General features: G+C 63.0%; 20 protein-coding genes and 2 pseudogenes. 14 read left to right on the forward strand and 8 right to left on the reverse strand.

Annotated features, from left to right (window positions below):
- Position 1: 1 nt before the first annotated feature.
- Together V4R08_RS17475 and V4R08_RS17480 are read right to left on the reverse strand one after the other, a co-directional pair.
- A complete protein-coding gene (locus tag V4R08_RS17475; RefSeq protein WP_335580631.1) occupies positions 2-499 on the reverse strand; it encodes an RES family NAD+ phosphorylase in 498 nt (165 codons plus the stop codon).
- Positions 499-849: an MbcA/ParS/Xre antitoxin family protein gene (locus tag V4R08_RS17480; protein ID WP_335580632.1), complete on the reverse strand. Its 351-nt coding sequence runs from the start codon at positions 847-849 to the stop codon at positions 499-501. Before V4R08_RS17480 ends, V4R08_RS17475 begins: the two co-directional genes overlap by 1 nt.
- Positions 850-1162: 313 nt before the next feature.
- On the opposite strand from V4R08_RS17480, the gene V4R08_RS17485 reads away from it, so the two are divergent.
- From V4R08_RS17485 to V4R08_RS17515, 7 genes are all read left to right on the forward strand, one after another.
- Positions 1163-2839: a ParB N-terminal domain-containing protein gene (locus V4R08_RS17485; protein WP_335580633.1), complete on the forward strand. Its 1677-nt coding sequence runs from the start codon at positions 1163-1165 to the stop codon at positions 2837-2839.
- 88 nt (positions 2840-2927) lie between these two features.
- The gene (locus tag V4R08_RS17490) at positions 2928-3404 is read left to right on the forward strand and encodes a UCP036055 family protein (protein ID WP_335580634.1); all 477 of its coding nucleotides are present in this window, start codon (positions 2928-2930) and stop codon (positions 3402-3404) included.
- Positions 3401-4273 carry a DUF7007 domain-containing protein gene (locus V4R08_RS17495; protein WP_335580635.1) on the forward strand — a complete coding sequence of 291 codons (873 nt, stop codon included), beginning with the start codon at positions 3401-3403 and terminating at the stop codon, positions 4271-4273. The genes V4R08_RS17490 and V4R08_RS17495 overlap by 4 nt, the downstream gene beginning before the upstream one ends.
- Before the next feature lie 2 nt (positions 4274-4275).
- A complete protein-coding gene (locus V4R08_RS17500) occupies positions 4276-4479 on the forward strand; it encodes a hypothetical protein (protein WP_335580636.1) in 204 nt (67 codons plus the stop codon).
- Positions 4476-4727, forward strand: coding sequence for a hypothetical protein (locus V4R08_RS17505; RefSeq protein ID WP_044416855.1), 252 nt, complete (start codon positions 4476-4478; stop codon positions 4725-4727). The genes V4R08_RS17500 and V4R08_RS17505 overlap by 4 nt, the downstream gene beginning before the upstream one ends.
- Entirely contained in the window at positions 4724-5095 is a 372-nt protein-coding gene (locus V4R08_RS17510; RefSeq protein WP_335580637.1) for a hypothetical protein, read from the forward strand. Before V4R08_RS17505 ends, V4R08_RS17510 begins: the two co-directional genes overlap by 4 nt.
- Before the next feature lie 342 nt (positions 5096-5437).
- Entirely contained in the window at positions 5438-6025 is a 588-nt protein-coding gene (locus V4R08_RS17515) for a hypothetical protein (RefSeq protein ID WP_335580638.1), read from the forward strand.
- Positions 6026-6172: 147 nt separating this feature from the next.
- Here V4R08_RS17515 and V4R08_RS17520 read toward each other — a convergent pair whose 3' ends face one another.
- On the reverse strand, positions 6173-7243 hold the full coding sequence (locus V4R08_RS17520; RefSeq protein ID WP_335580722.1) for a PAS domain-containing sensor histidine kinase: 1071 nt from the start codon (positions 7241-7243) through the stop codon (positions 6173-6175).
- Between the two features lie 41 nt (positions 7244-7284).
- Positions 7285-8073 carry an alpha/beta fold hydrolase gene (locus V4R08_RS17525; protein WP_335580639.1) on the reverse strand — a complete coding sequence of 263 codons (789 nt, stop codon included), beginning with the start codon at positions 8071-8073 and terminating at the stop codon, positions 7285-7287.
- Between the two features lie 471 nt (positions 8074-8544).
- Between V4R08_RS17525 and V4R08_RS17530 the strand changes: the two are divergent.
- From V4R08_RS17530 to V4R08_RS17560, 7 genes and pseudogenes are all read left to right on the forward strand, one after another.
- Positions 8545-9183: pseudogene (locus V4R08_RS17530) on the forward strand (ArdC family protein); the annotation flags it as partial.
- A 169-nt stretch (positions 9184-9352) separates the two neighbouring features.
- Positions 9353-10621, forward strand: coding sequence for a site-specific integrase (locus V4R08_RS17535; protein ID WP_335580464.1), 1269 nt, complete (start codon positions 9353-9355; stop codon positions 10619-10621).
- Positions 10621-11580 (forward strand): tyrosine-type recombinase/integrase, encoded by a 960-nt coding sequence (locus V4R08_RS17540; RefSeq protein WP_335580557.1) that lies wholly within the window; start codon positions 10621-10623, stop codon positions 11578-11580. The genes V4R08_RS17535 and V4R08_RS17540 overlap by 1 nt, the downstream gene beginning before the upstream one ends.
- A complete protein-coding gene (locus V4R08_RS17545; RefSeq protein ID WP_335580465.1) occupies positions 11577-12572 on the forward strand; it encodes a tyrosine-type recombinase/integrase in 996 nt (331 codons plus the stop codon). The genes V4R08_RS17540 and V4R08_RS17545 overlap by 4 nt, the downstream gene beginning before the upstream one ends.
- 112 nt (positions 12573-12684) lie before the next feature.
- Positions 12685-12984 (forward strand): annotated as a pseudogene (locus V4R08_RS17550) (zincin-like metallopeptidase domain-containing protein); the annotation flags it as partial.
- Between the two features lie 620 nt (positions 12985-13604).
- Positions 13605-13955: a DUF736 domain-containing protein gene (locus tag V4R08_RS17555; protein ID WP_335580640.1), complete on the forward strand. Its 351-nt coding sequence runs from the start codon at positions 13605-13607 to the stop codon at positions 13953-13955.
- A 343-nt stretch (positions 13956-14298) separates the two neighbouring features.
- Positions 14299-14928 carry a DUF5677 domain-containing protein gene (locus V4R08_RS17560; RefSeq protein WP_335580641.1) on the forward strand — a complete coding sequence of 210 codons (630 nt, stop codon included), beginning with the start codon at positions 14299-14301 and terminating at the stop codon, positions 14926-14928.
- A gap of 85 nt (positions 14929-15013) precedes the next feature.
- On the opposite strand, the gene V4R08_RS17565 is transcribed toward V4R08_RS17560, so the two are convergent.
- The 4 genes from V4R08_RS17565 to V4R08_RS17580 all read right to left on the reverse strand — a co-directional run bounded on the left by V4R08_RS17565 (position 15014) and on the right by V4R08_RS17580 (position 18085).
- Positions 15014-16000, reverse strand: coding sequence for a DUF2971 domain-containing protein (locus V4R08_RS17565; RefSeq protein WP_335580642.1), 987 nt, complete (start codon positions 15998-16000; stop codon positions 15014-15016).
- A 79-nt stretch (positions 16001-16079) separates the two neighbouring features.
- Positions 16080-16724, reverse strand: a complete 645-nt coding sequence (locus V4R08_RS17570) for a hypothetical protein (RefSeq protein WP_335580643.1) — start codon at positions 16722-16724, stop codon at positions 16080-16082.
- A gap of 93 nt (positions 16725-16817) precedes the next feature.
- Positions 16818-17522, reverse strand: coding sequence for a hypothetical protein (locus tag V4R08_RS17575; protein ID WP_335580644.1), 705 nt, complete (start codon positions 17520-17522; stop codon positions 16818-16820).
- The gene (locus V4R08_RS17580) at positions 17519-18085 is read right to left on the reverse strand and encodes a hypothetical protein (protein WP_335580723.1); all 567 of its coding nucleotides are present in this window, start codon (positions 18083-18085) and stop codon (positions 17519-17521) included. The genes V4R08_RS17575 and V4R08_RS17580 overlap by 4 nt, the downstream gene beginning before the upstream one ends.
- Positions 18086-18153: the final 68 nt, after the last annotated feature.

The raw sequence follows: 18153 nt of genomic DNA on the forward strand, positions 1-18153 counted from the left end.
CCTAACGTGACAGACGGTTTTCGTCGTCGATGAGGACGAGGCGGGCCGGCGCCTCGTCGCTCCAGCGCCATAACACGAGGTTCAAATCGTCCGCCGTCGCGCCCGGTGCGAAACTGCGAACCAGTAGCGCGTCAAAGCCCGCTTCGATAAGCCGACGGGCGAACGCCTGCGTCTTCGCCCCTCCGACCACTTTCATCTGATCGCGCCATGTCGGGTCTGCAAGCGCCGCAGCATCGATCCCATGAGCTGCAAGCGCGGTGTCATCTTGGGTGTCGAATACGTGGTCGATCTCGGCCGTATAGGACACGAGCGTCGTCGGCTGGAGCGAACCAGCCCGATTGGCCTCGCGCAATGCCGTCATCGCTGACAGCGAAGCGTAGAGCGCCGGCGTTCCCTTTACATTGAAGCGGCCGCCATAAAGTGCAGCACCCTCACCAGAGAGCGGACTTCGCGCGTAAACGGGATTGAGCGCGCGAAAGAGTAGCCCACGATAGAGCATTAGGCGTGAACGCCTGCATCGACCGCGTCGATATAGTCGAGAACGTCGTCGGCACGTCCGCTACGCACAAGCTGCATCGCGGTCTGCCCCGAAAAGCCCGGCAACGGCTCGGACCGATACCACGCATAGGCCATCAGCGCCGAGCCGAACCGCGGCTCCAGCTTGTTGAGGACCTCGACCATCTCGCGCAGCCGCCGCTGGGTGCGGTCCGACCGCACCCGCTCCTTACGCTGTACTGCATCCCGGCCGAGCCCCGCTGTGCGCGCGACTTCCTCGCTCGTGGTGCGCAGCGCGTGAGCGATCTTGTTCGGGGCAAAAAAACCGTCATCGGCATATTGGGCTAGACCCATGGCCAGCCTCCTTTCCAACAAATCGCATATTATGACGCAATATAGTGTCAGAAAATGTGGGAAACAAGAGACAAAAAAGAGAGGGAAAGCGTCTCGCAGATCGGGCGGGCCGCTGGCGCTAGCGCTCAACCGCCGCCTGCGCGATCCCGGCCCGTCGTCCTGCGCAGGGCTGTGGCCCTGCTGGTCCAGCCGGTCAGGGATGCTCGGCCGCAGTTGCACCGGCCCGACCGCTCCGCGGGCCGGGGGGTGTCTTCGGGAAGAAGACGAGAAAGGGCTGGCGATGCCGGTCCGCAACCCCAAAAGGAGTGTTCCCATGCAACTCATCAAGGTCGATCCGCGCGCGCTGGTGGAGAGCCCCGACCATTCGCGCCAGACCAAGTCGTCGCCGCAGGCCGACGCGCTCTTGCTGGCGTCGATCAAGGCCGTCGGCATCGTGCAGCCGCCTGTCGTGTCGCAGCAGGCGGACGGCGGCAACGGCTTCCTCATCAATGCCGGCCGGCGACGCGTGCGCCTCGCCATCGCCGCGGGCCTCGCGGAAATCGACGTGCTCGTCGACGATCCGGCAAACGACAACGGCGCCATGCGCTCGATGGTCGAGAACATCGCCCGCGAAGCATTGAACCCGGTCGACCAGTGGCGTGCGATCGAGCGCCTGGTCGCACTCGGCTGGACCGAGGAGGCGATCGGCGTCGCGCTCGCCCTCCCGGTGCGCCAGATCAGGAAGCTGCGCCTGCTCGCCAACGTGCTGCCGGCGATGCTCGACCACATGGCCAAGGGCGACATGCCCGACGAGCGCCAGCTGCGCACCATCGCGGCAGCGTCGCTCGACGAGCAGAAGGAAGTCTGGAAGAAGCACAAGCCGTCGAAGGCCGACCCGCAGGTCTCATGGTGGAGCGTCGCCCAGGCGCTGCAGAAGACGCGCATGTACGCGCGGCACGCAAGCTTCGGCGACGACCTCGCGCAAGCCTACGGCATTGCCTGGGTCGAGGACCTGTTCGCGCCGGCGGACGAGGACAGCCGCTACACCACGGATGTCGAGGCCTTCCTCGGCGCGCAGCAGGAGTGGATGACGGCGAACCTGCCGAAGAAGGGCGTCATCGCCGAGACCACGAACTACGGCGAGGTGAAGCTGCCGCCGAAGGCCGAGCGCGTCTACGGCAAGCCGACGAAGTCGGACTGCACCGCGATGTATCTCGACCGCGACGGCCGCGTGCAGACCCTGCACTACCGCATGCCGGCGGCGAAGAAGCCGAAGGGCAAAAGCGCGGCCGGTCCGGACAACGCAGCGGACGACGTCGGCGAGGTGTCGAAGCCGCGTCCCGACGTGACCCGCAAGGGCGTCGAGATGATCGGCGACCTCCGCACCGACGCGCTGCGCGAAGCGCTCGGCCGCGCGCCGATCGAGGACGACACGCTGATGGCATTGCTGATCCTCGCCTTCGCCGGGCAGAACGTCTCGGTGACGACGGGAAACGGTGGCGCCACTTACGGCCACAGCCGCCTGGCGAAGAAGGCGGTGGTGCTGTTCGACGCCGATGGCAAGCTCGCCTTCGACATGGACACGCTGCGCGTCGCGGCGCGCACCGTGCTGGTCGAGGTGTTCTCGTGCCGGGAGAACGCCACCAACAGCGGCATCGTCGCCCGCGTGGCCGGCGAGGTCGTCGGCGCGGACGCCTTCCTGCCGAACATGGGCACGGAGGACTTCCTCGCCTGCCTCTCGCGCCCGGCACTTGAGGCGTCGTGCAAGGACACGTCGGTCCTGCCGCGCCAGCGCGTGAAGGACACGCGCGCCGCGCTCGTCGAGCACTTCAAGGAGGGGCACTTCGTCCACCCCTCCGCGCTCTTCGCGGCCGACCCGGCGAAGCTCTCCGACTTCCTGTCGTCTGGCGTGACCGCGGCAGACGACGACGAGACGCAAGAGGACGCCGACAGCACCGGCGACGACGCCTCTGACGAAGCGACCGAAGCTTTCCAGGAGGCCGCCGAATAGCGGCGCGCTTCCCTTCCGGACGATCCGCCGCCGCCGGCCTTGCCGGCGGCGGCTCTGTTTCAACGCTCGCGCAAACAAGGAGGACACCATGTCCGCGCACACCATCTTCGACAATGCACCGATCGGGTCGCTGATCGCCTGGTCCGACGGAACGCCACAGCCGCCGGCGCGCTTCAACAAAAAATTGACTGCCTGGCGGACCAGCAACAGTCGCGGCCGGCTGATCCGGAAGCAGGGCGCGCGTGGCGTCGGCAACCTCTCGCTGTCGGCGTGTTTCACCCTGCACGAGGCCGACTACGGCGCCGGCGGGGTCATTGCGATCCGCGTCCACCGGACCTTCTCGCTCGGCTCGCGGCTGCGGTTCTCGATCGCCGAGCGTCCGGCGATCGGATCGGTCCGCGTGTTCGACCGCGCCGGCGACGACGCCGAGCTCGTCTATCTCGCAACGAACGAGGCCGACGCGCGAGAATGGCTCACGCGCCACGGCTATCCGCGCGCGGTGCTTCAAGACGTGACGGCCGACGAGGTCGGCGCCGATATCATCGAGGGGAGGACCGCGGCATGAACGCACCCTCCCCTGCTCGCCCTCAAACCCGGACCCCCGGATTTCCGGGGGTTTCCTTCGGCCGCAGCGCCGACGGCATGCCTGTCGCGCTTGTCGGTGACATCGCCTTCGCCATGGCGAGGGCGCGCGACGACCGTCACTATCTCGTCACCGCCTGGCGTCTCTCGCGTCCGATGGACGAGTGGACCCGCAACCATTTCTACGGCCACTCCGGCGAGCTCGCCGACGAGGCCGCGTTTCGCGCCCGCGTGCTCGAAAATGCCGAGCACCAGCGCGAGAAGCGCACGCTCGGTCGTCACGAGATTTGCCCGCGCCCCGGCACGCCGTGGGGCGCCTCGCAGGGTGTGACTGTCTACGCCGAAGGCGTCACAGCCCATTCGACGGCGGGTCACGGCGGCTTCAAGCTCTCGGCCGAGCGCAACCGCAACGTCCATCCGATGCTCCGCTCACCAGGCGGTTGGTACGAAGAGGATGCCGCGTGGGCGATCGTCGCGATCACCTTCCCGCACCTCTTCACGGCGTTTGAGCGTCGCTGCGCCGAGCGCACGATCAAGGACTCGTGGCCGGATGCCTGGGAGGCGATCTTCGGCACCGTCCTGCAGCCGGGCGAGTCCCACGAGAAGGACCGCCGCGCCTTCGAACGGGCGCACGCGCAGGACTGGGTTGTCGCGTCCGCCATTACGTCGAAGCACGAGCCCGGCTTCGTCGAGGTCGTTGCCACGCTCGGCGGCAAGCGCGGCGCGGGGACCGAGGAGCGCCGCTTCCTCGTCCCGTCCGATGAATACGGCATCGGTCGCTTCGGCTTCGTCATCGACGAGGCGCGCCACCAGATCTACGGCGGCCCCTCCGACTTCGCCGGATGGAGGTGACCATGCCCTGGTGCCTCATTGCTAAAGCCTTCGGCTGGCGAACCGCGACTGACGAGGACGGCGAAACGCCGCTCCTCGTCGTCTGGCACCCGCGCCTCAGGCGGCACTTCACCGGCTCCGACGCCTGGAGACGCGCCGTGCGCGTCTCCGTCCGCGCGCCGGAGCGTTACCCGATCGATGCGGCCAGAAAGGAGGTCCGGTCATGAAAGCGTACCTCGTCGCCGTGAACCTCCTGGTTCACGCGCACCACAATCCCGAGAGCGCCATCGCTGACGCGCTCGACGGCATCCTGACGCCTGACATGCGCAAGCACGCCGGGGCCAACTCGGCGCTGATCGACTGGGCGGTCGCCGGCGACGATCTCTCTTCATCCATCGCGGGTGTCTCCCTCGCCGATGACTACACGGCGGACGTGTCCGCTTTTCCCTTGTGGCCGGTGGGGACGGTGCGATGAACGGGCCACCGGACCGCCGCTTCGCGCTTGCGCGCATGGAGGTCGCGCAGGCCGAGACGCAACGCCATCTCGGCGTCATCGAGCGACAGATCGCGGCACGCGCAGAGCGACTGACGATCACCGATCGGGCGAAGCGTCGGCAGAACGGCCGAAGCGCGTCGAGCTGGACGAGCGCAGACGAGCGTCTGTTTCAGCAGCACCTCGCGGAGCTCGCCCTCGCCCGTCGGGGTGAAATCGACGTACTCACACGCAAGCTCGACCGGCAGGAGACGGCGATTGCCGAGTTTCGGAGTCGCAATCGCGTTTCCGCTTCGGACCAGGGAGAGATCAGGCACCTCACCATTGCGACCGAGAGCGAAGAGACCTGATGCGTGCCGGCGGCGTCGTGTGTCGTACGGCCTGCCGTGACCTCCCGGTTTCGACGGCGGGTGCCCCTTTGCCGTCACTCCCTCGGTTTGTGCTGCGGTCTGAACCGTCCGCGGTCCGCTTCAAGGGCAAGTCGCGAAGCGATCGGCGGCCGCCGTCTCGCGATGGGGGGCCGCGTCCTTCGCAGGCCTGAAGGCCCGCTTGTCCGCAACCCGCCCATGCTCGCGCTGGCAGCCGCCGCCCCCTGAAGCGGCCCGCTGGGGCCGGTTCTGGTCGACCGCACCCGAGGGAGCGACGGCAAAGGCCCGATCGCATCCCAGGTGAAACCGAGAAAGGATCACACCATGACCAAGACCGCCCGCTCTCCCCGCTCCGCAGCCCGCGTCATCCCGCTCCGCCGCGGCACGACCCTCGAAATGGTCCGCCTCGTCTGCCCCGACTCGGCGCAGACGCTGCGCATATCCGAGAGCTTCGGGCTCGCTGTCCTCGACAGCAACGGCATTCGTGACCTGCACGCGCGGCTGGTCGTCGAGACCGCCGACGCCCTCAAAGAGGGGCTCAGCGACCGTGCGATGGAAATTCACCTCCAGCGCATCGTCGGCTCCTATGTCGGCTCTGCCCACGGCGCCGGCCAGTTCTACTCCCGCGCCGTGACTGAGGCACGCGAGGTCACTGCCAAACTTGCCAACGATGCCCGCGACGAGGATCTCGACGGCCCCGTCGGCTTCGACAGCCAGGCGCAGCGCAAGCGCGAGTTCGCGGCCGACATGGGCCTGCAGGCGCACGCACTCCGCATGGCGGCCGAGGGCGTCGTCGCCGCCTACGAGCAGGTCATCGGCGAAGCCTGGAAGCCCTTCGAACGGCAGGTCGAGCACGCTGGCGAAACCGTCTCGAAAAAGGCCGCTGCAGTCCAGATGTCGGCTTTCGAATAAGCCTCAGGCGGGGCTTCGGCCCCGCCAATCAGCCCTGCGTTTCAATGACGGCTGGCTCTTCGGGATCAGCCGTTTTCATGTCGTCCGGGTGAGATCGTCGTTCGAGCCACTCCAGCCGGTACCAAAGGTACGGCAATGGCTTTTTCGTCATCGAAGAGGCATCACAAAGCTGAAGCGAGTTTCTTGGCTCGTTGATTTGACCGTCAGCGTACCCTCATGCGCCTTTGCTATTTGCGCTGCGATATGAAGACCGAGGCCAAGACCTTGGCGACTAGCGCGCACCTCGCCTCGAAAAAATGGTTCGAACAGCTTGTCCAGGGCAGCTTCCGGAATCGGCTCGCCGGCATTCGCGACGGACAGCGTAAACTGCCCGTTTTCCGTCTTGGCGCTCACGCGTACCGGCTTATTGGATGCGCCGTGGCTGAGCGCGTTGCCGACGAGGTTAGATACCAGTTGCCCAATTCTGCTCCGGTCGCAATCGACGGGGAGGTCGATTGCAAATTCCGTTTCAATCTGGCGGCCGGGCGACGACATTCGCAGTTCATCGATCACCTGCCGCAACATAGGCTCAAGCGGTGCGCTGGCATCGCGATCAAGGGTGATCCCGCTCCCGAGCCGGCCCCGCGCGAAGTCGAGAACGTTGTCGATCAGGCCCGCCATTCGCACGACCGTCGTCTCTAACATGGCGATCACCTGATGATCTTTGTCGCTCCTCGCTTCCCGTCCCAGGAGACGCGCGCCGGCGCTTATCGAAGCGAGAGGATTGCGAAGGTCGTGGCCAAGCACTGCGATGAATTGTTCTCGCAACTCCGATGTTTCGCGCTCGCTCTCCAGACTCGTCTTCGCTACGTCGCGAGAATTCAAAAGCTCCCGCTCATAGCGACGTCGATCGGTAGCTCTGATTAACGCCAGCCGCGTGAATAGTGCCTTGCCGTCAGCATCGCGCCCCTCGAGCGCGTTCGCGATCATCTGCAGCGGCTCGCCCGCCGCTGTAGTCATGTCGATTGCGAATTCGTTGAAAAAACCTTGCATCCGCACAAGCGGCGCTATGTGGGTCTCGTAATAGATGCGGCCTGCCATATTCAGAAAGTCGCTGAACCGGTTGCCCACCATCTCTTCAGCGGTGCGGCCAGTCCAATTCAGCAGCGTTTTATTTGCGCGTTGAATGCGTCCGTTGGGTAGCAGCGTGAGATATCCGCACGGCGCGCGCTCAAACATGTCCTCGAAATCGTCGATGCGCCCGCTGTCCACCGGTAGCCTTAAATAAAAGTCTGCATTGCCCTGACGACTTCATCGGGCGCGCTGAGATTGGGACAATGCCCGGTCGCTTCAAGAAATACGATCTCGCTCCCCGCGATAGAACGGTGAACATATTCCCCGACGTTTTTCGCGGCAATAATATCGTCGCTACACTGAAGGATCAGCGTCGGAATATCGACCTTGCCGAGATCTGCTCTGTTGTCGGACTTGAACGTCGTTCTCGCGAAGGATTTCGCGATTTCCGGATCAGTTCTGCAAAAGCTGTTAGTCAGTTCCTCTCCGAGCTCGGGCCGATCGGGATTTCCCATGATCGCGGGCGCCATCTGCGCTGACCACCCCATGTGATTGGTCTCGAGAAATTGAAGGAGCTCCTCAATCTGCGTTTCGCTGAAACCGCCGACGTAGTTATCATCGTCGATGTATCGGGGCGACGGCCCGATCATCACCAGTTTCCCAAACATGCCCGGCGCCTTCTGCGCGGCGAGCATCCCGATCATGCTGCTGACGGAGTGGCCTACGAACGTCGCGTCAGCCAGGCTGAGCTCGCGTCCGATTTCGACGATGTCATCGGCATAGCCAGATAACGTGGAATACTTTGCCTTATCATAGGCAGTCAAATCGGAGCGGCCCGCGCCGACGTGGTCGAACAGCACGGTCGTGAATTTGCTCGTGAAAGCGGGCTCGACGAAACGCCACATATTCTGGTCGCAACCGAATCCATGCGCAAAAATCATGGTTTGCGCGCCCGTTCCGCGAACATGCACATTGTTTCGTTCGAGTACGCCCACAAATCCCCCACCGTGCCGAAATGGCAGCTCCAAACGTATCATCGGCGAGCTTCCCGGGCCACTGAAGAATTCATTAAAGACTTCCTAACTGGGTTCTCGTCGCGGCCCGGTCCAGACGTGTCCCGGTCCAGACGTGTCCCGGGACAGACCCTGGAAGGAGGCTCGAGGGCACTCCCTTTTGACATCGCAGGCGCGCGCAATTTGCCGTGCTGGGAGTGCCTGAGCAGACGGCCAGGAGCCGCGAAGGTGAAATTGAGACAGCGCGCCATCACGGCCCGTACCGGCCTTCGGTCGATGCTTCGGTCCACGCGGTAGCGCAACGGCTCCGCCGTCCTCCACTGCCGTTCCGGCGCCGTGTCCCTGCCGTCACTTCGACGACCAGCGCCACAGCGTGCGCAACCGCATGGATCTTCGCAGCGGACCGCCGTGACGGGCCGCGATGGGCGCGGCCTCCGAACGGAGGTTACTGAAATGAGCAGGATGGAAGAGAAGCCGCGCGCTGACGTCTACGCGCGCATCACGGATCGCATTGTCTCCGACCTGGAGCGCGGGGTGCGACAGTGGGTGAGGCCGTGGAGCGCAGCAAACGCCGCCGGCCGGATCACGCGACCGCTGCGCCACAATGGAATGCCATATCAAGGCATCAACGTCGTGCTGCTCTGGTCGGAAGCCGTCGCGCGTGGCTTTGCGTTCTCGACGTGGATGACGTTCAAGCAGTCGCTCGAACTCGGTGGCCACATCCGCAAGGGCGAAAGCGGGACGATGGTGGTCTATGCCAACAAGGTCATCAAGACCGACACGAACGACAACGGCGACGACGTTGAGCGGATCGTGCCGTTCCTGCGCGCGTACACGGTGTTCTGCGTCGACCAGATCGACGGGCTTCCCGAGCAGTACTACAAGTCAGCGGCTGCCGCGCCGGCCGTGCCGCCGGCGCAGCGCATCGCTCATGCCGACGCATTCTTCGCCAACACCGGTGCGACGATCCGGCACGGCGGCGACAAAGCCTACTTCTCGCCGTCGCTCGACGTCATCCAGATGCCGCCGTTCGAAAGCTTCCGCGACGCCGAGAGCTACACGGCAACCCTCGCGCACGAATGCGTTCATTATGCCGATCTCCGGATTATGCCGTGCGTCGGCCGGGAAAGCTTGCCCCGCAATGATTGACGCCTGATGACATCGGCATAATCCGGAGTTTCCCACAGGCTGCCGCGCCCCGGATTTCGGGGCGCCGACGTGCGCCGATAGGTTTCCTCTCTATCCAACAGAGAGGACGATCATGACGAAGAGAAAGACGGACACAGTTGCGGCGTCGGTGCACTGGCTCGATCAGTATCGCTTGAAGTTCCTGAAACTTCTGCACGATCAGGGTTATGCGGCTGCGACGGTGCGCACTTACGACAGCGCGGCGGCTTTGCTTTGCCGGGTGGTCTCCCGACGCGGGCTGCATAATGGACAGCTGGTCGGGCAGGCGCTGTCGAAGGTCCGTACTGCGACGCTCGCGTCGATGCACCAGGATAAGTACGATCAGAAGCAATACTGCTTGGAACGCTTCATCGATGCGCTGGTCGAGGCCGGCGTCGCCGAGCGGCCGGCGCCGAAGAAGGTGCGGCCATCGCCGCTCGATCACCTTCGATCGGAGTATGTGGCCTATCTTCGCGATCAGCGCGGGCTGACGGAGGCGACGATCTATCACTGCGTCTGCTTCCTCAATCGCTTCATGGCCTTCCGGTTCGGCGACACGCTCGGCAACCTGAACGATATCACGCCGCATGATATCGTCGACTTCCTGCGCAAGCTCCGTAGCGATGGCAAGGCGCCACGGGATAAGACGCCGCCGTCACATCTGCGCAATCTGTTCCGCTTTCTGTTCTGGAGCGGGAAGACCAAGCGCGATCTTGCGGCATCCGTCCCGCGCGTCGCGCAGCCACCGAGGAGCACGCTGCCGCGCTATCTGAAGCCCGAAGAGGTCGAGACGCTGCTCGATGCGGTCTGGTCGGCCGATCCGACCGGACGGCGCAACTATGCGATGCTCATGGTTCTCGCACGCCTCGGCCTCAGAGCGCCGGAGGTCATTGCCATCCAGCTTGACGACATCGATTGGCGTGCCGGCACAATCCTGATCCGCGGCAAGGGCAAGCGGCACGATCGTATGCCGCTACCCGAGGACGTCGGCCGCGCCATCGTGGACTACATCCGTAAAGGACGACGCGGCACGTCACGGAGGCTGTTCGTCTCCACCAAGGTTCCGTATCGGCCCTTTGCCGACTCACAGATCCTCAACTCAGCATTGAAAGGGGCATTCGAGTGCACCGGCCTCAGACCACCGCAGAAATACGTCGGCTCGCATCTGCTGCGACACAGCCTCGCGACGGACATGCTGCGTAAAGGCGCATCACTTGACGAGATCGGCGACGTGCTCCGTCATCGGTCCCGCATGACGACGACAATCTATGCGCGGCATGACGTCGACGGCCTCCGCTCGATCGCGCCGGACTGGCCAACCGCAAAAGCCGTGAGCCGCCGGGCGCAAGGAGCGCGCGCATGATCACGCTAACCGAACGTCTCGATGACTACATTGCTGTGCGGCGCAGCCTCGGCTACGACCTGTCGTTCGCCGCCCGCGTGCTGCGCGGCTTTACCAGGTTCGCCGATCGGCAGGGGACCGATCACATCACGGTCGACTTGTTCCTGCGCTGGAAGAAGACCTTCGGCAAAGCCGACAACAATACGTGGTCGGCGCGGCTTGGGATGGTGCGTGTGTTCGCCAACTGGCTGGAGGGACACGATGCACGCACCGAGGTGCCGCCGTCCGGGCTGATCGCCGGCAAGCAGCGGCGTGGCCAGCCCTACATCTACCCCGAGGCCGAAGTTGAGATGATCGTCGCACGCGCAGCTAAACTGCCGTCGCGCTACGGTATCCGCGGCTGGACGTGCTCAACCCTGTTCGGGTTGATCGCGGTCACGGGCCTCAGGATCAACGAAGCCATCGCGCTCGATGAGGGCGACGTCGATCTCGACGAAGGCGTGATCACGGTGAAGCGCGGCAAGAACGGCACGGCCCGCTTCGTACCGCTGGCGTCAAGCACGGTCGCCAGGCTCCGCGCCTACCGCGTCGAGCGCACGCGGTTGCTCGGCGCCACGACCGGCCCGTTCTTCATGATCGAAAGCGGCGAGCGTCCGACTGATTGTTGCGCACGTTACAACTTCGCGATCGTTAGCCAGGATCTCGGTCTGCGCGTGCCTCAGCGCTTCCGTAAACATGGGCGCGGCCCACGTATCCATGATCTCAGGCACACCTTCGCGGTCCGGACGATCATGGGGTGGTACCGCAAGGGGCTCGATCCCGACCGCGAAATGATTAAGCTCAGCACTTATCTCGGCCACGTGAAGCCGGAGCACACGTATTGGTACATCGAAGCCGTGCCGGAACTGCTGCAACTCGCGTCGGCGCGGGCTGAACGATCCCTTGCAGCGAGCGCGTCCCAGAAGGGCGGTGCGCGATGAAGACGCATGCTCTCGCACCCTACCTGCAGCGCTTCTTCACGGAGCGGCTCGGCACGCAACTGAAGGCCAGCCCGAACACGGTCATCAGCTACAGGGACACGTTCCGCCTGCTCTTGCGATACGCGGCAGAGCAACTGAAGAAAGCGCCGACGACACTGCAGATCGCCGACATCGACGCCGACATGATCGGCCAGTTCCTCGCTGATATCGAGAAAACGCGCGGCAACGCAGCTCGGAGCCGGAACACGCGTCTCGCCGCCATCAGGTCCTTCTTCAAGTACGTCGCGGTCAATGAGCCTCAACTTCTGCATCACTGCCAACGCGTGCTCGCCATGCCGTCGAAGCGCCACGAGAAACGGGTCATCGACTACATGACCCGCGACGAGATCGAGGCAGTCATCGCGGCTCCGGACATCACAACGTGGTACGGCCGCCGCGACCGGGCAATCCTCCTGCTGACGCTTCAGACGGGATTGCGCGTCACAGAGCTGATCACGCTGTCGGCAAGTGACATCGCGCTCGGCGCCGGTGCTCACGTGCGCTGCATGGGCAAGGGCCGCAAGGAACGCGCCACGCCCATCCGCAAGGACAGCCTCAAGGTGCTTCGAGAATGGCTTGTCGAGCGCAATGGGACGACGACCGATCCGCTGTTCGTCAGCAACCGAGGTGCGCGGCTCAGTCGTGACACGATCGAGCGCATTGTGCGCGCGCACGTGACAACGGCGTCGAAGATGTGCCGGTCATTACGGGCAAAGCGCATCACGCCTCATGTGCTGCGCCACAGTGCGGCGATGCAGCTGCTGCAAAACGGCGTCGACCGTACCGTTATCGCGCTCTGGCTTGGCCATGAATCGGTCGAGACCACGCAGATGTACATCCACGCCGACATGCAGATCAAAGAGAAAGCGATGGCGCGGACACGGCCAGTCGATGCGAAGCCTGGCCGATACCGCCCCGGCGACAAGCTGCTCGCATTCCTGGAGGCGCTCTGATTATGCCGACATGCCGCGCTGAGTCTGCGCCCCCGTCCTCGGGAACCCACATCGGCGCGGCATAATCCGGAGATCGGCATAATGCACGTTATGCCGACATCGGCATAACACGCACTGGACCGCGCCTGCACACCGCGTTGACCGCGACCTCAGCCGCTACGGCAGGGACCGCAGCGAGCGCGCCCGCGAGGAGTTGATTGCCGAGCTCGGTGCCTGCTTCCTCAGCGCGGATCTTGGGATCGTGCCGGAGCTGGAGCCCCGCGCCGATCACGCGAGCTACCTTGCATCGTGGCTGGAAGTGCTCTCCAACGACAAGCGCTTCATCTTCTCCGCTGCCGCGCATGCGCAGCGCGCCGTCACGTATTTGCACGATCTCCAGCCGAAAGCGGCCGAGGTCGACGAGGCGGCGTGAGCGCGAAGACTTGCGCCCGGACTCTCTTGTCCTTCACTCTCTCTTTTCACGAGCTCACCCAGGCCCCGCCTCGCGGCGGGGCCTTCTTCGCCGCACCGCTGTGCGTGTTCAGCGTCCCGGAGTGGCGAGACTTCCTCGCCGCCACTGCCGGACGCGTGGCTGGCAGTGCGGCGACGGGTCATCATTGTTAGCCCGAGGTGATCGGGTCTGCCTGGATCGACGTCGTCCCGAAGCGGCGACAACTTGGCGAACATCGAAACGCGTTCAGGGGTATTGCCGCCCCATCGATCGCGGGGGGACGTCCTTCGGATGGGAGGCTCGTTTCATCGGCGGCATGCCGGCCATCGCCGAGGAGAGTTGCCCGTCGCCAGTCACATCCTATCGGTCGGCTTGCCACGCCCAGCGCGTCCTCGAATTGGCATGTCTAACCGAAGGCCGTCGTCGCTGCGCTCTGCCTCGATTCCAAGACCGCAACGGCCGTTCTCCACTTTCTTCCCCTGGCCGCTACGCGCCCATTCCTCGCGGGGCAAGAAAGCCTCGCCCTGGCCGCCCTCTACTGCGTGCCGGCCCTCCGGGTGCGGTCCAATCGCCTCCGGTCAACGACTGCCATCGAGGCCGCGGTGGTCGCGGCCCGAGAACCGAAAGAGGATACGAACATGGCTACCATCGGCAACTTCTCCGTCAACGGCAACGGCTTCGTCGGCTCCGTCAAGACTCTCGCCCTCGGCACCGTGAAGGCAAAGATCGTCCCAGCCGACCGCACGTCGGACAAGGCCCCGGACTACCGCATCTTCGCCGGCACGATCGAGTTCGGCGCCGCCTGGAAGAAGAAGTCGCAGGAGCAGAACCGCGACTACCTTTCGGTCAAGCTGGACGACCCGAGCTTCGCGGCTCCGATCTACGCCACGCTGGTTGAGGTGGAAGGCGAGGAAGGACACTCGCTCATCTGGTCGCGCCCGAACCGCGACTAAGGTGCGGCGAAGAAGGCCCCGCCGCGAGGCGGGGCTTTTCCTTGTTTTCGAGAGCGAACTTGAACTCGCAAAGCGCTCCGACGGGTAGAATGTTGACGATAGATGCACGCCGATCTAGTCGCTGGCAGACCGCCTTGGCGGGAACCCTGTGGGCAAGTCCAGTTACAGCTAACAGTGCAGAAGCCATCGCTGTTGAATAGGCCTCTGATTGGGGAAAGGACGATCAATGCCCATACGGCTAGCTTGGCAAAGGTGGCTCGCGGACTTCACAGTCGCGATCGACCAGCTTCAGCTGACGCATGTGATACCCAAGCATTCTGATCATGAGCGACGAACATCCGTCGTGCTCGCTCTCTACGCTCGCCTCCGCAGTGAACTCCAAACCGCCCTGGTTGTAATCGAAGCGAAGCGAGATCTTGCGTTCTACTCGATTTGCCGCGCGATCATTGAATGTGCGTTGCATCTCGAAATGGCTGAAACGGATTCGACCTATCTCAGGCGTCTAAAGGACGACGATATAGCAAGCCGCCGCTCGCGCGCCATTCGCTTCCGTAAAAAGAATCCCAGTCTGGCGCGCGAGGCAGACAAGACTCTCAGCGACTTCATAGAGAGCCTACCGAAGCGGCAGTCCAAGCTACAGGTATCGGAGATCGACACCGCCCTACCACGCCTTACCCATTCCTATCGAGAACTCTCGGCGAACATTGTCCATATCTCTCTGACTTCCATCCAGCGCCATGTTGTGCCCGACGCGAGCGGGATCGACAGGCTGCAGATCGAGCCCAAAATCGACCATTACGAGCTTGAGGACGCCGCGTCCTTAATGGCATTGTCTCTGTTGAATGGGACGCGGGTACTGCTCACCCTTGTCCCCGAAATCTCCTCAGCGGAGGGGTTTCATGTTCTGCACCGGCGCTACGTCAAGCTCTATCAACAGGGAATTCAAGAGCTGCGAAGGGCCGATGCCAAATAGAGGAACGCGGTACGCGCGATAGTCGCGGAGCATTATTCCAGCTATGGCCGGCCTTTGCCAAGGCGGAGCCGCCGTGAAACCTTTCCTACTTTGTCGGTTCTTCGTCGAAGCTATTCGGCAGCGCGACGGATTCGAAGGCTTCGTAAATCGAGCGTGAGCGACGCGGCAGGAACGCCGAGAGTTCATCTATATCAAGCGCGAATTTTTTCAGCTGGAAGGTGCCATGGCGTTCCCGCATTTCAAAGAAGTCCACACCCCGTTGCCGCCCTTCGAGAGCTTTCACTGCGGCAAATTTCACCGCCGGCGAACACCTGATGCCGAAAACGACCTCCTCAAGCTCGAGCGCCGAATCCTGGAGACCGCGCGGACCGAATAATCGCCATTCGCGCTCATAACGCCAGTTGGGCGCCTTTCTGAGCAGCACGGCCGCATCGACTTCCCTGCGGGCGCATTCATCGCCTTCGGTCATCGCCGCGACGCTGCTGGCGTGCACTAGCCGACCGCCATCGTACTCGACTTTGTGAACCATCGCCGTCACGTCGAGAGGAATTGAATAGCCGATGCAGAGACCCTTATGCTGGTCGCCATAATGACTCCACATGAGTGGACAGGTTGAACGCTCGGCGAATGACACGATCCCCTTGTCGTAGCGGCGTAGGAGCTCTTCCTCGACATATTGGCCGAGGAGAAACTGGAGGGGATCGTTAATCTCATAATCCGGATTTGTGGAATTGTAGCGAATGTCAGCCAAGCGCTCGGTAGCAAGCCGTTGGGCTTGTCGGGCGATGTGCTCGATGGTCCTCGGGCCTCTGTATTTGATGGATTTGGCCGCCGCGCTCATTTCAGCGCTGACACGCTGTTTCACGAACCCAACATAGATCCGTTCGAGCTCGGGCGCTGTAAGATCAGTGTCCAGGGATGGCCGACTGTCGAGAGGATCGTTGAAACTGCTGGGATCAGCGAAGAACAGCCTATCCTCGACGAGCATCTCAAGTGTCAAATTGCTGAACGCTCGGTACTTGTAAAGCCGTCTTGGTCGCTTGTCGGTGTTCGGCGGCTTACGCTGCATCATTAACTTTCCCGCTTGTATCCAGAGCAGCGCCAAGAAGGCGGATCAACGCGCGTTTACGATGCTCTGGAAAGTATCATAGCTAAGCGTCGGTCGCGCTCAGGGCATAGACGCTCGATTGAGCGTGGCATCCGGCGATCTTCGTCACTGACCGAACCTTGCTCCGAGAGATAATGAGAATGCTGCGATCATCGCGCTCGCGATCATCTGCTCCGAACCGCCCCTCAAGAAAGGCTGCTTGTTGACTGGCGTCGAGCTCGGCCCAGAATCCATCCGTCGCAACAAACAAGGGGCGATCATCAAGCTCAATCGACGTTAGTTCAGGCGTGATAAAACGCTTCGAACGGAGACTGCGCGTCAAGACATGACGCGATGCCTCCCCTGCCAACACACTGATCGGCATCGATGCGACAGCATTTGACAACGTGTGCGGCGTCGTGAGCCAAGAGGTTCCACCACACACATCAGGCCGACCGACCAGGCAATCGCCCGCGTGGAGCACGAGAGCCGACGGATCAGGGCCGACATACAGGAGAACATAACTGGCCGAGTCTCCCCGGAAGTCATTTGACAGCGCCGCGTGTGTCCGGCGAAGCTCCTCGCTCAAGCTTTGAGCCGTGATCTCGGGTTTTCCGATCACAAACCAATCCACTATCCTGTGCGCAATCTCGCGTGCAAATGCGCCACTCGAAGATCCGACGGTCGATCCATCAAGGACGATCGCCAAAATTGACCCTCGGCGGATTCCGATGCCAACGCAGTCACGGTTGTCCGGAGTTCTCGTCCCCTGCTGGCAGTGCCATAGAACTTCGAAGGGCATCTACGGGTTGCTCGCGCGACTGAGCGCTTCCAGGCGATCGTTGACAATTTCGGCACGTCCCTCTGGTCCTCGAATGTTGCCTGCGAGAAAATGATCGAAGTTTTTATCCGCGAGGAACAGCTCCGTGATCTGTTCGGCGATGTAGTCGCGAATCTCGGGTTCAGCGGCCGCCACCTCGCCGGTCAACTCCTCTCGTCCGTCGACGAGCAGCAGGATGTCCTCGGCATCGCGGCTCCCGATAAGATCGCCGCCGCCGCGTCCGCGGTAGGCTTCGAGCTTGGTCGCGACGAACAGCGGCGGCGTAAGGCGCCGTATCACGAGAGCTTCGTCAAGCGCCGTGGGGAGGGCCGTTTCGATGCCCTTCGCGTACCAGCGATTGCTGAAGCCGAGGATCGCTTCGTCGTCAGGCATGAAATCGACCTTGAGCTCGCCAAGCTTCATTCGACAGATGACGTTGTCCTCCGGCGCCTCCGCGAAACCGCGCTGACGCAATTGATCCATCAGCTCAGCCCATGCTGCGAAGCCGGCGAGATCGACGATGAGATCGACGTCGTCCGTCGCCCGCACTCCCTCGAGCGTAATGGGATCGGTGATATAGAGAGCCGTCGTGCAGCCGCCAACGAAGACTAGGCGCGCGCGAAGATCGTCGCCAAGAGCCACGGCGACGGTCTTCAGCATCTCTTTCAGCTGCCCCTGGACCGTCATGCCAACTTCTTTGCGAGCGCGTCTGCAGCCAAGTTGGCTTCTCGCTGATTGCCAAGTCGTATGGCATCGATGAGTGCGAGATAAGCGTAGAGGCCGTCGTCCTTCTCGGCCGCTTCCGGCACAGTCTTGAACAGTGGTTCGATCGATTGGCCGAGGTCTCGTCCGCGCGCGTAGGGCCACACGCTGATGAGGTCGCCTGCGCTGTGGAGAGATTCCTTGAGGACGGGCGCGGCGAAGGCCGTCGGCAGCCCGCGCTGCATCGCCCCGGGTTTGGCGGGAAAGACGAATTTCAGACCATGGACGATGAATTCGCGCAGGTGCCGCCGATTTGGCTTGGGGCGGCCAGTCTTCCGGTCCTTGACTGCGAGGCCCGATGCTAAGCTGCGGTTGATTGAAGCGCTGATCTCGGTCTTGCTGATCCCGAGAGCCGCTTCCAGGCCTCGAACCGAATAAGGATCATCGCCCGGCTCGCCCCTGTGACGAGCAAGGTGCTGGCTCTTATTGTGTTCGTCGTCTTCCAAGCTCACGAGCTTGAGTAGAACGACTAAATCCTGGCTTTTCATCATCTCCACGCCGCGTCCGCAGTCCTAGGACAGCGGACAGACAACCATATCTGTAGGACGGGGTCAAA

This window comes from Nitrobacter sp. NHB1, from assembly GCF_036964665.1.
Taxonomy (GTDB): domain Bacteria; phylum Pseudomonadota; class Alphaproteobacteria; order Rhizobiales; family Xanthobacteraceae; genus Nitrobacter.

Bases quoted from the DNA above. Each gene is read 5' to 3' on its own strand.
- V4R08_RS17475 (WP_335580631.1), bottom strand. From the start codon at position 499: ATGCTCTATCGTGGGCTACTCTTTCGCGCGCTCAATCCCGTTTACGCG.
- V4R08_RS17480 (WP_335580632.1), bottom strand. From the start codon at position 849: ATGGGTCTAGCCCAATATGCCGATGACGGTTTTTTTGCCCCGAACAAG.
- V4R08_RS17485 (WP_335580633.1), top strand. From the start codon at position 1,163: ATGCAACTCATCAAGGTCGATCCGCGCGCGCTGGTGGAGAGCCCCGAC.
- V4R08_RS17490 (WP_335580634.1), top strand. From the start codon at position 2,928: ATGTCCGCGCACACCATCTTCGACAATGCACCGATCGGGTCGCTGATC.
- V4R08_RS17495 (WP_335580635.1), top strand. From the start codon at position 3,401: ATGAACGCACCCTCCCCTGCTCGCCCTCAAACCCGGACCCCCGGATTT.
- V4R08_RS17500 (WP_335580636.1), top strand. From the start codon at position 4,276: ATGCCCTGGTGCCTCATTGCTAAAGCCTTCGGCTGGCGAACCGCGACT.
- V4R08_RS17505 (WP_044416855.1), top strand. From the start codon at position 4,476: ATGAAAGCGTACCTCGTCGCCGTGAACCTCCTGGTTCACGCGCACCAC.
- V4R08_RS17510 (WP_335580637.1), top strand. From the start codon at position 4,724: ATGAACGGGCCACCGGACCGCCGCTTCGCGCTTGCGCGCATGGAGGTC.
- V4R08_RS17515 (WP_335580638.1), top strand. From the start codon at position 5,438: ATGACCAAGACCGCCCGCTCTCCCCGCTCCGCAGCCCGCGTCATCCCG.
- V4R08_RS17520 (WP_335580722.1), bottom strand. From the start codon at position 7,243: ATGTTTGAGCGCGCGCCGTGCGGATATCTCACGCTGCTACCCAACGGA.
- V4R08_RS17535 (WP_335580464.1), top strand. From the start codon at position 9,353: ATGACGAAGAGAAAGACGGACACAGTTGCGGCGTCGGTGCACTGGCTC.
- V4R08_RS17545 (WP_335580465.1), top strand. From the start codon at position 11,577: ATGAAGACGCATGCTCTCGCACCCTACCTGCAGCGCTTCTTCACGGAG.
- V4R08_RS17565 (WP_335580642.1), bottom strand. From the start codon at position 16,000: ATGATGCAGCGTAAGCCGCCGAACACCGACAAGCGACCAAGACGGCTT.
- V4R08_RS17575 (WP_335580644.1), bottom strand. From the start codon at position 17,522: ATGACGGTCCAGGGGCAGCTGAAAGAGATGCTGAAGACCGTCGCCGTG.
- V4R08_RS17580 (WP_335580723.1), bottom strand. From the start codon at position 18,085: ATGAAAAGCCAGGATTTAGTCGTTCTACTCAAGCTCGTGAGCTTGGAA.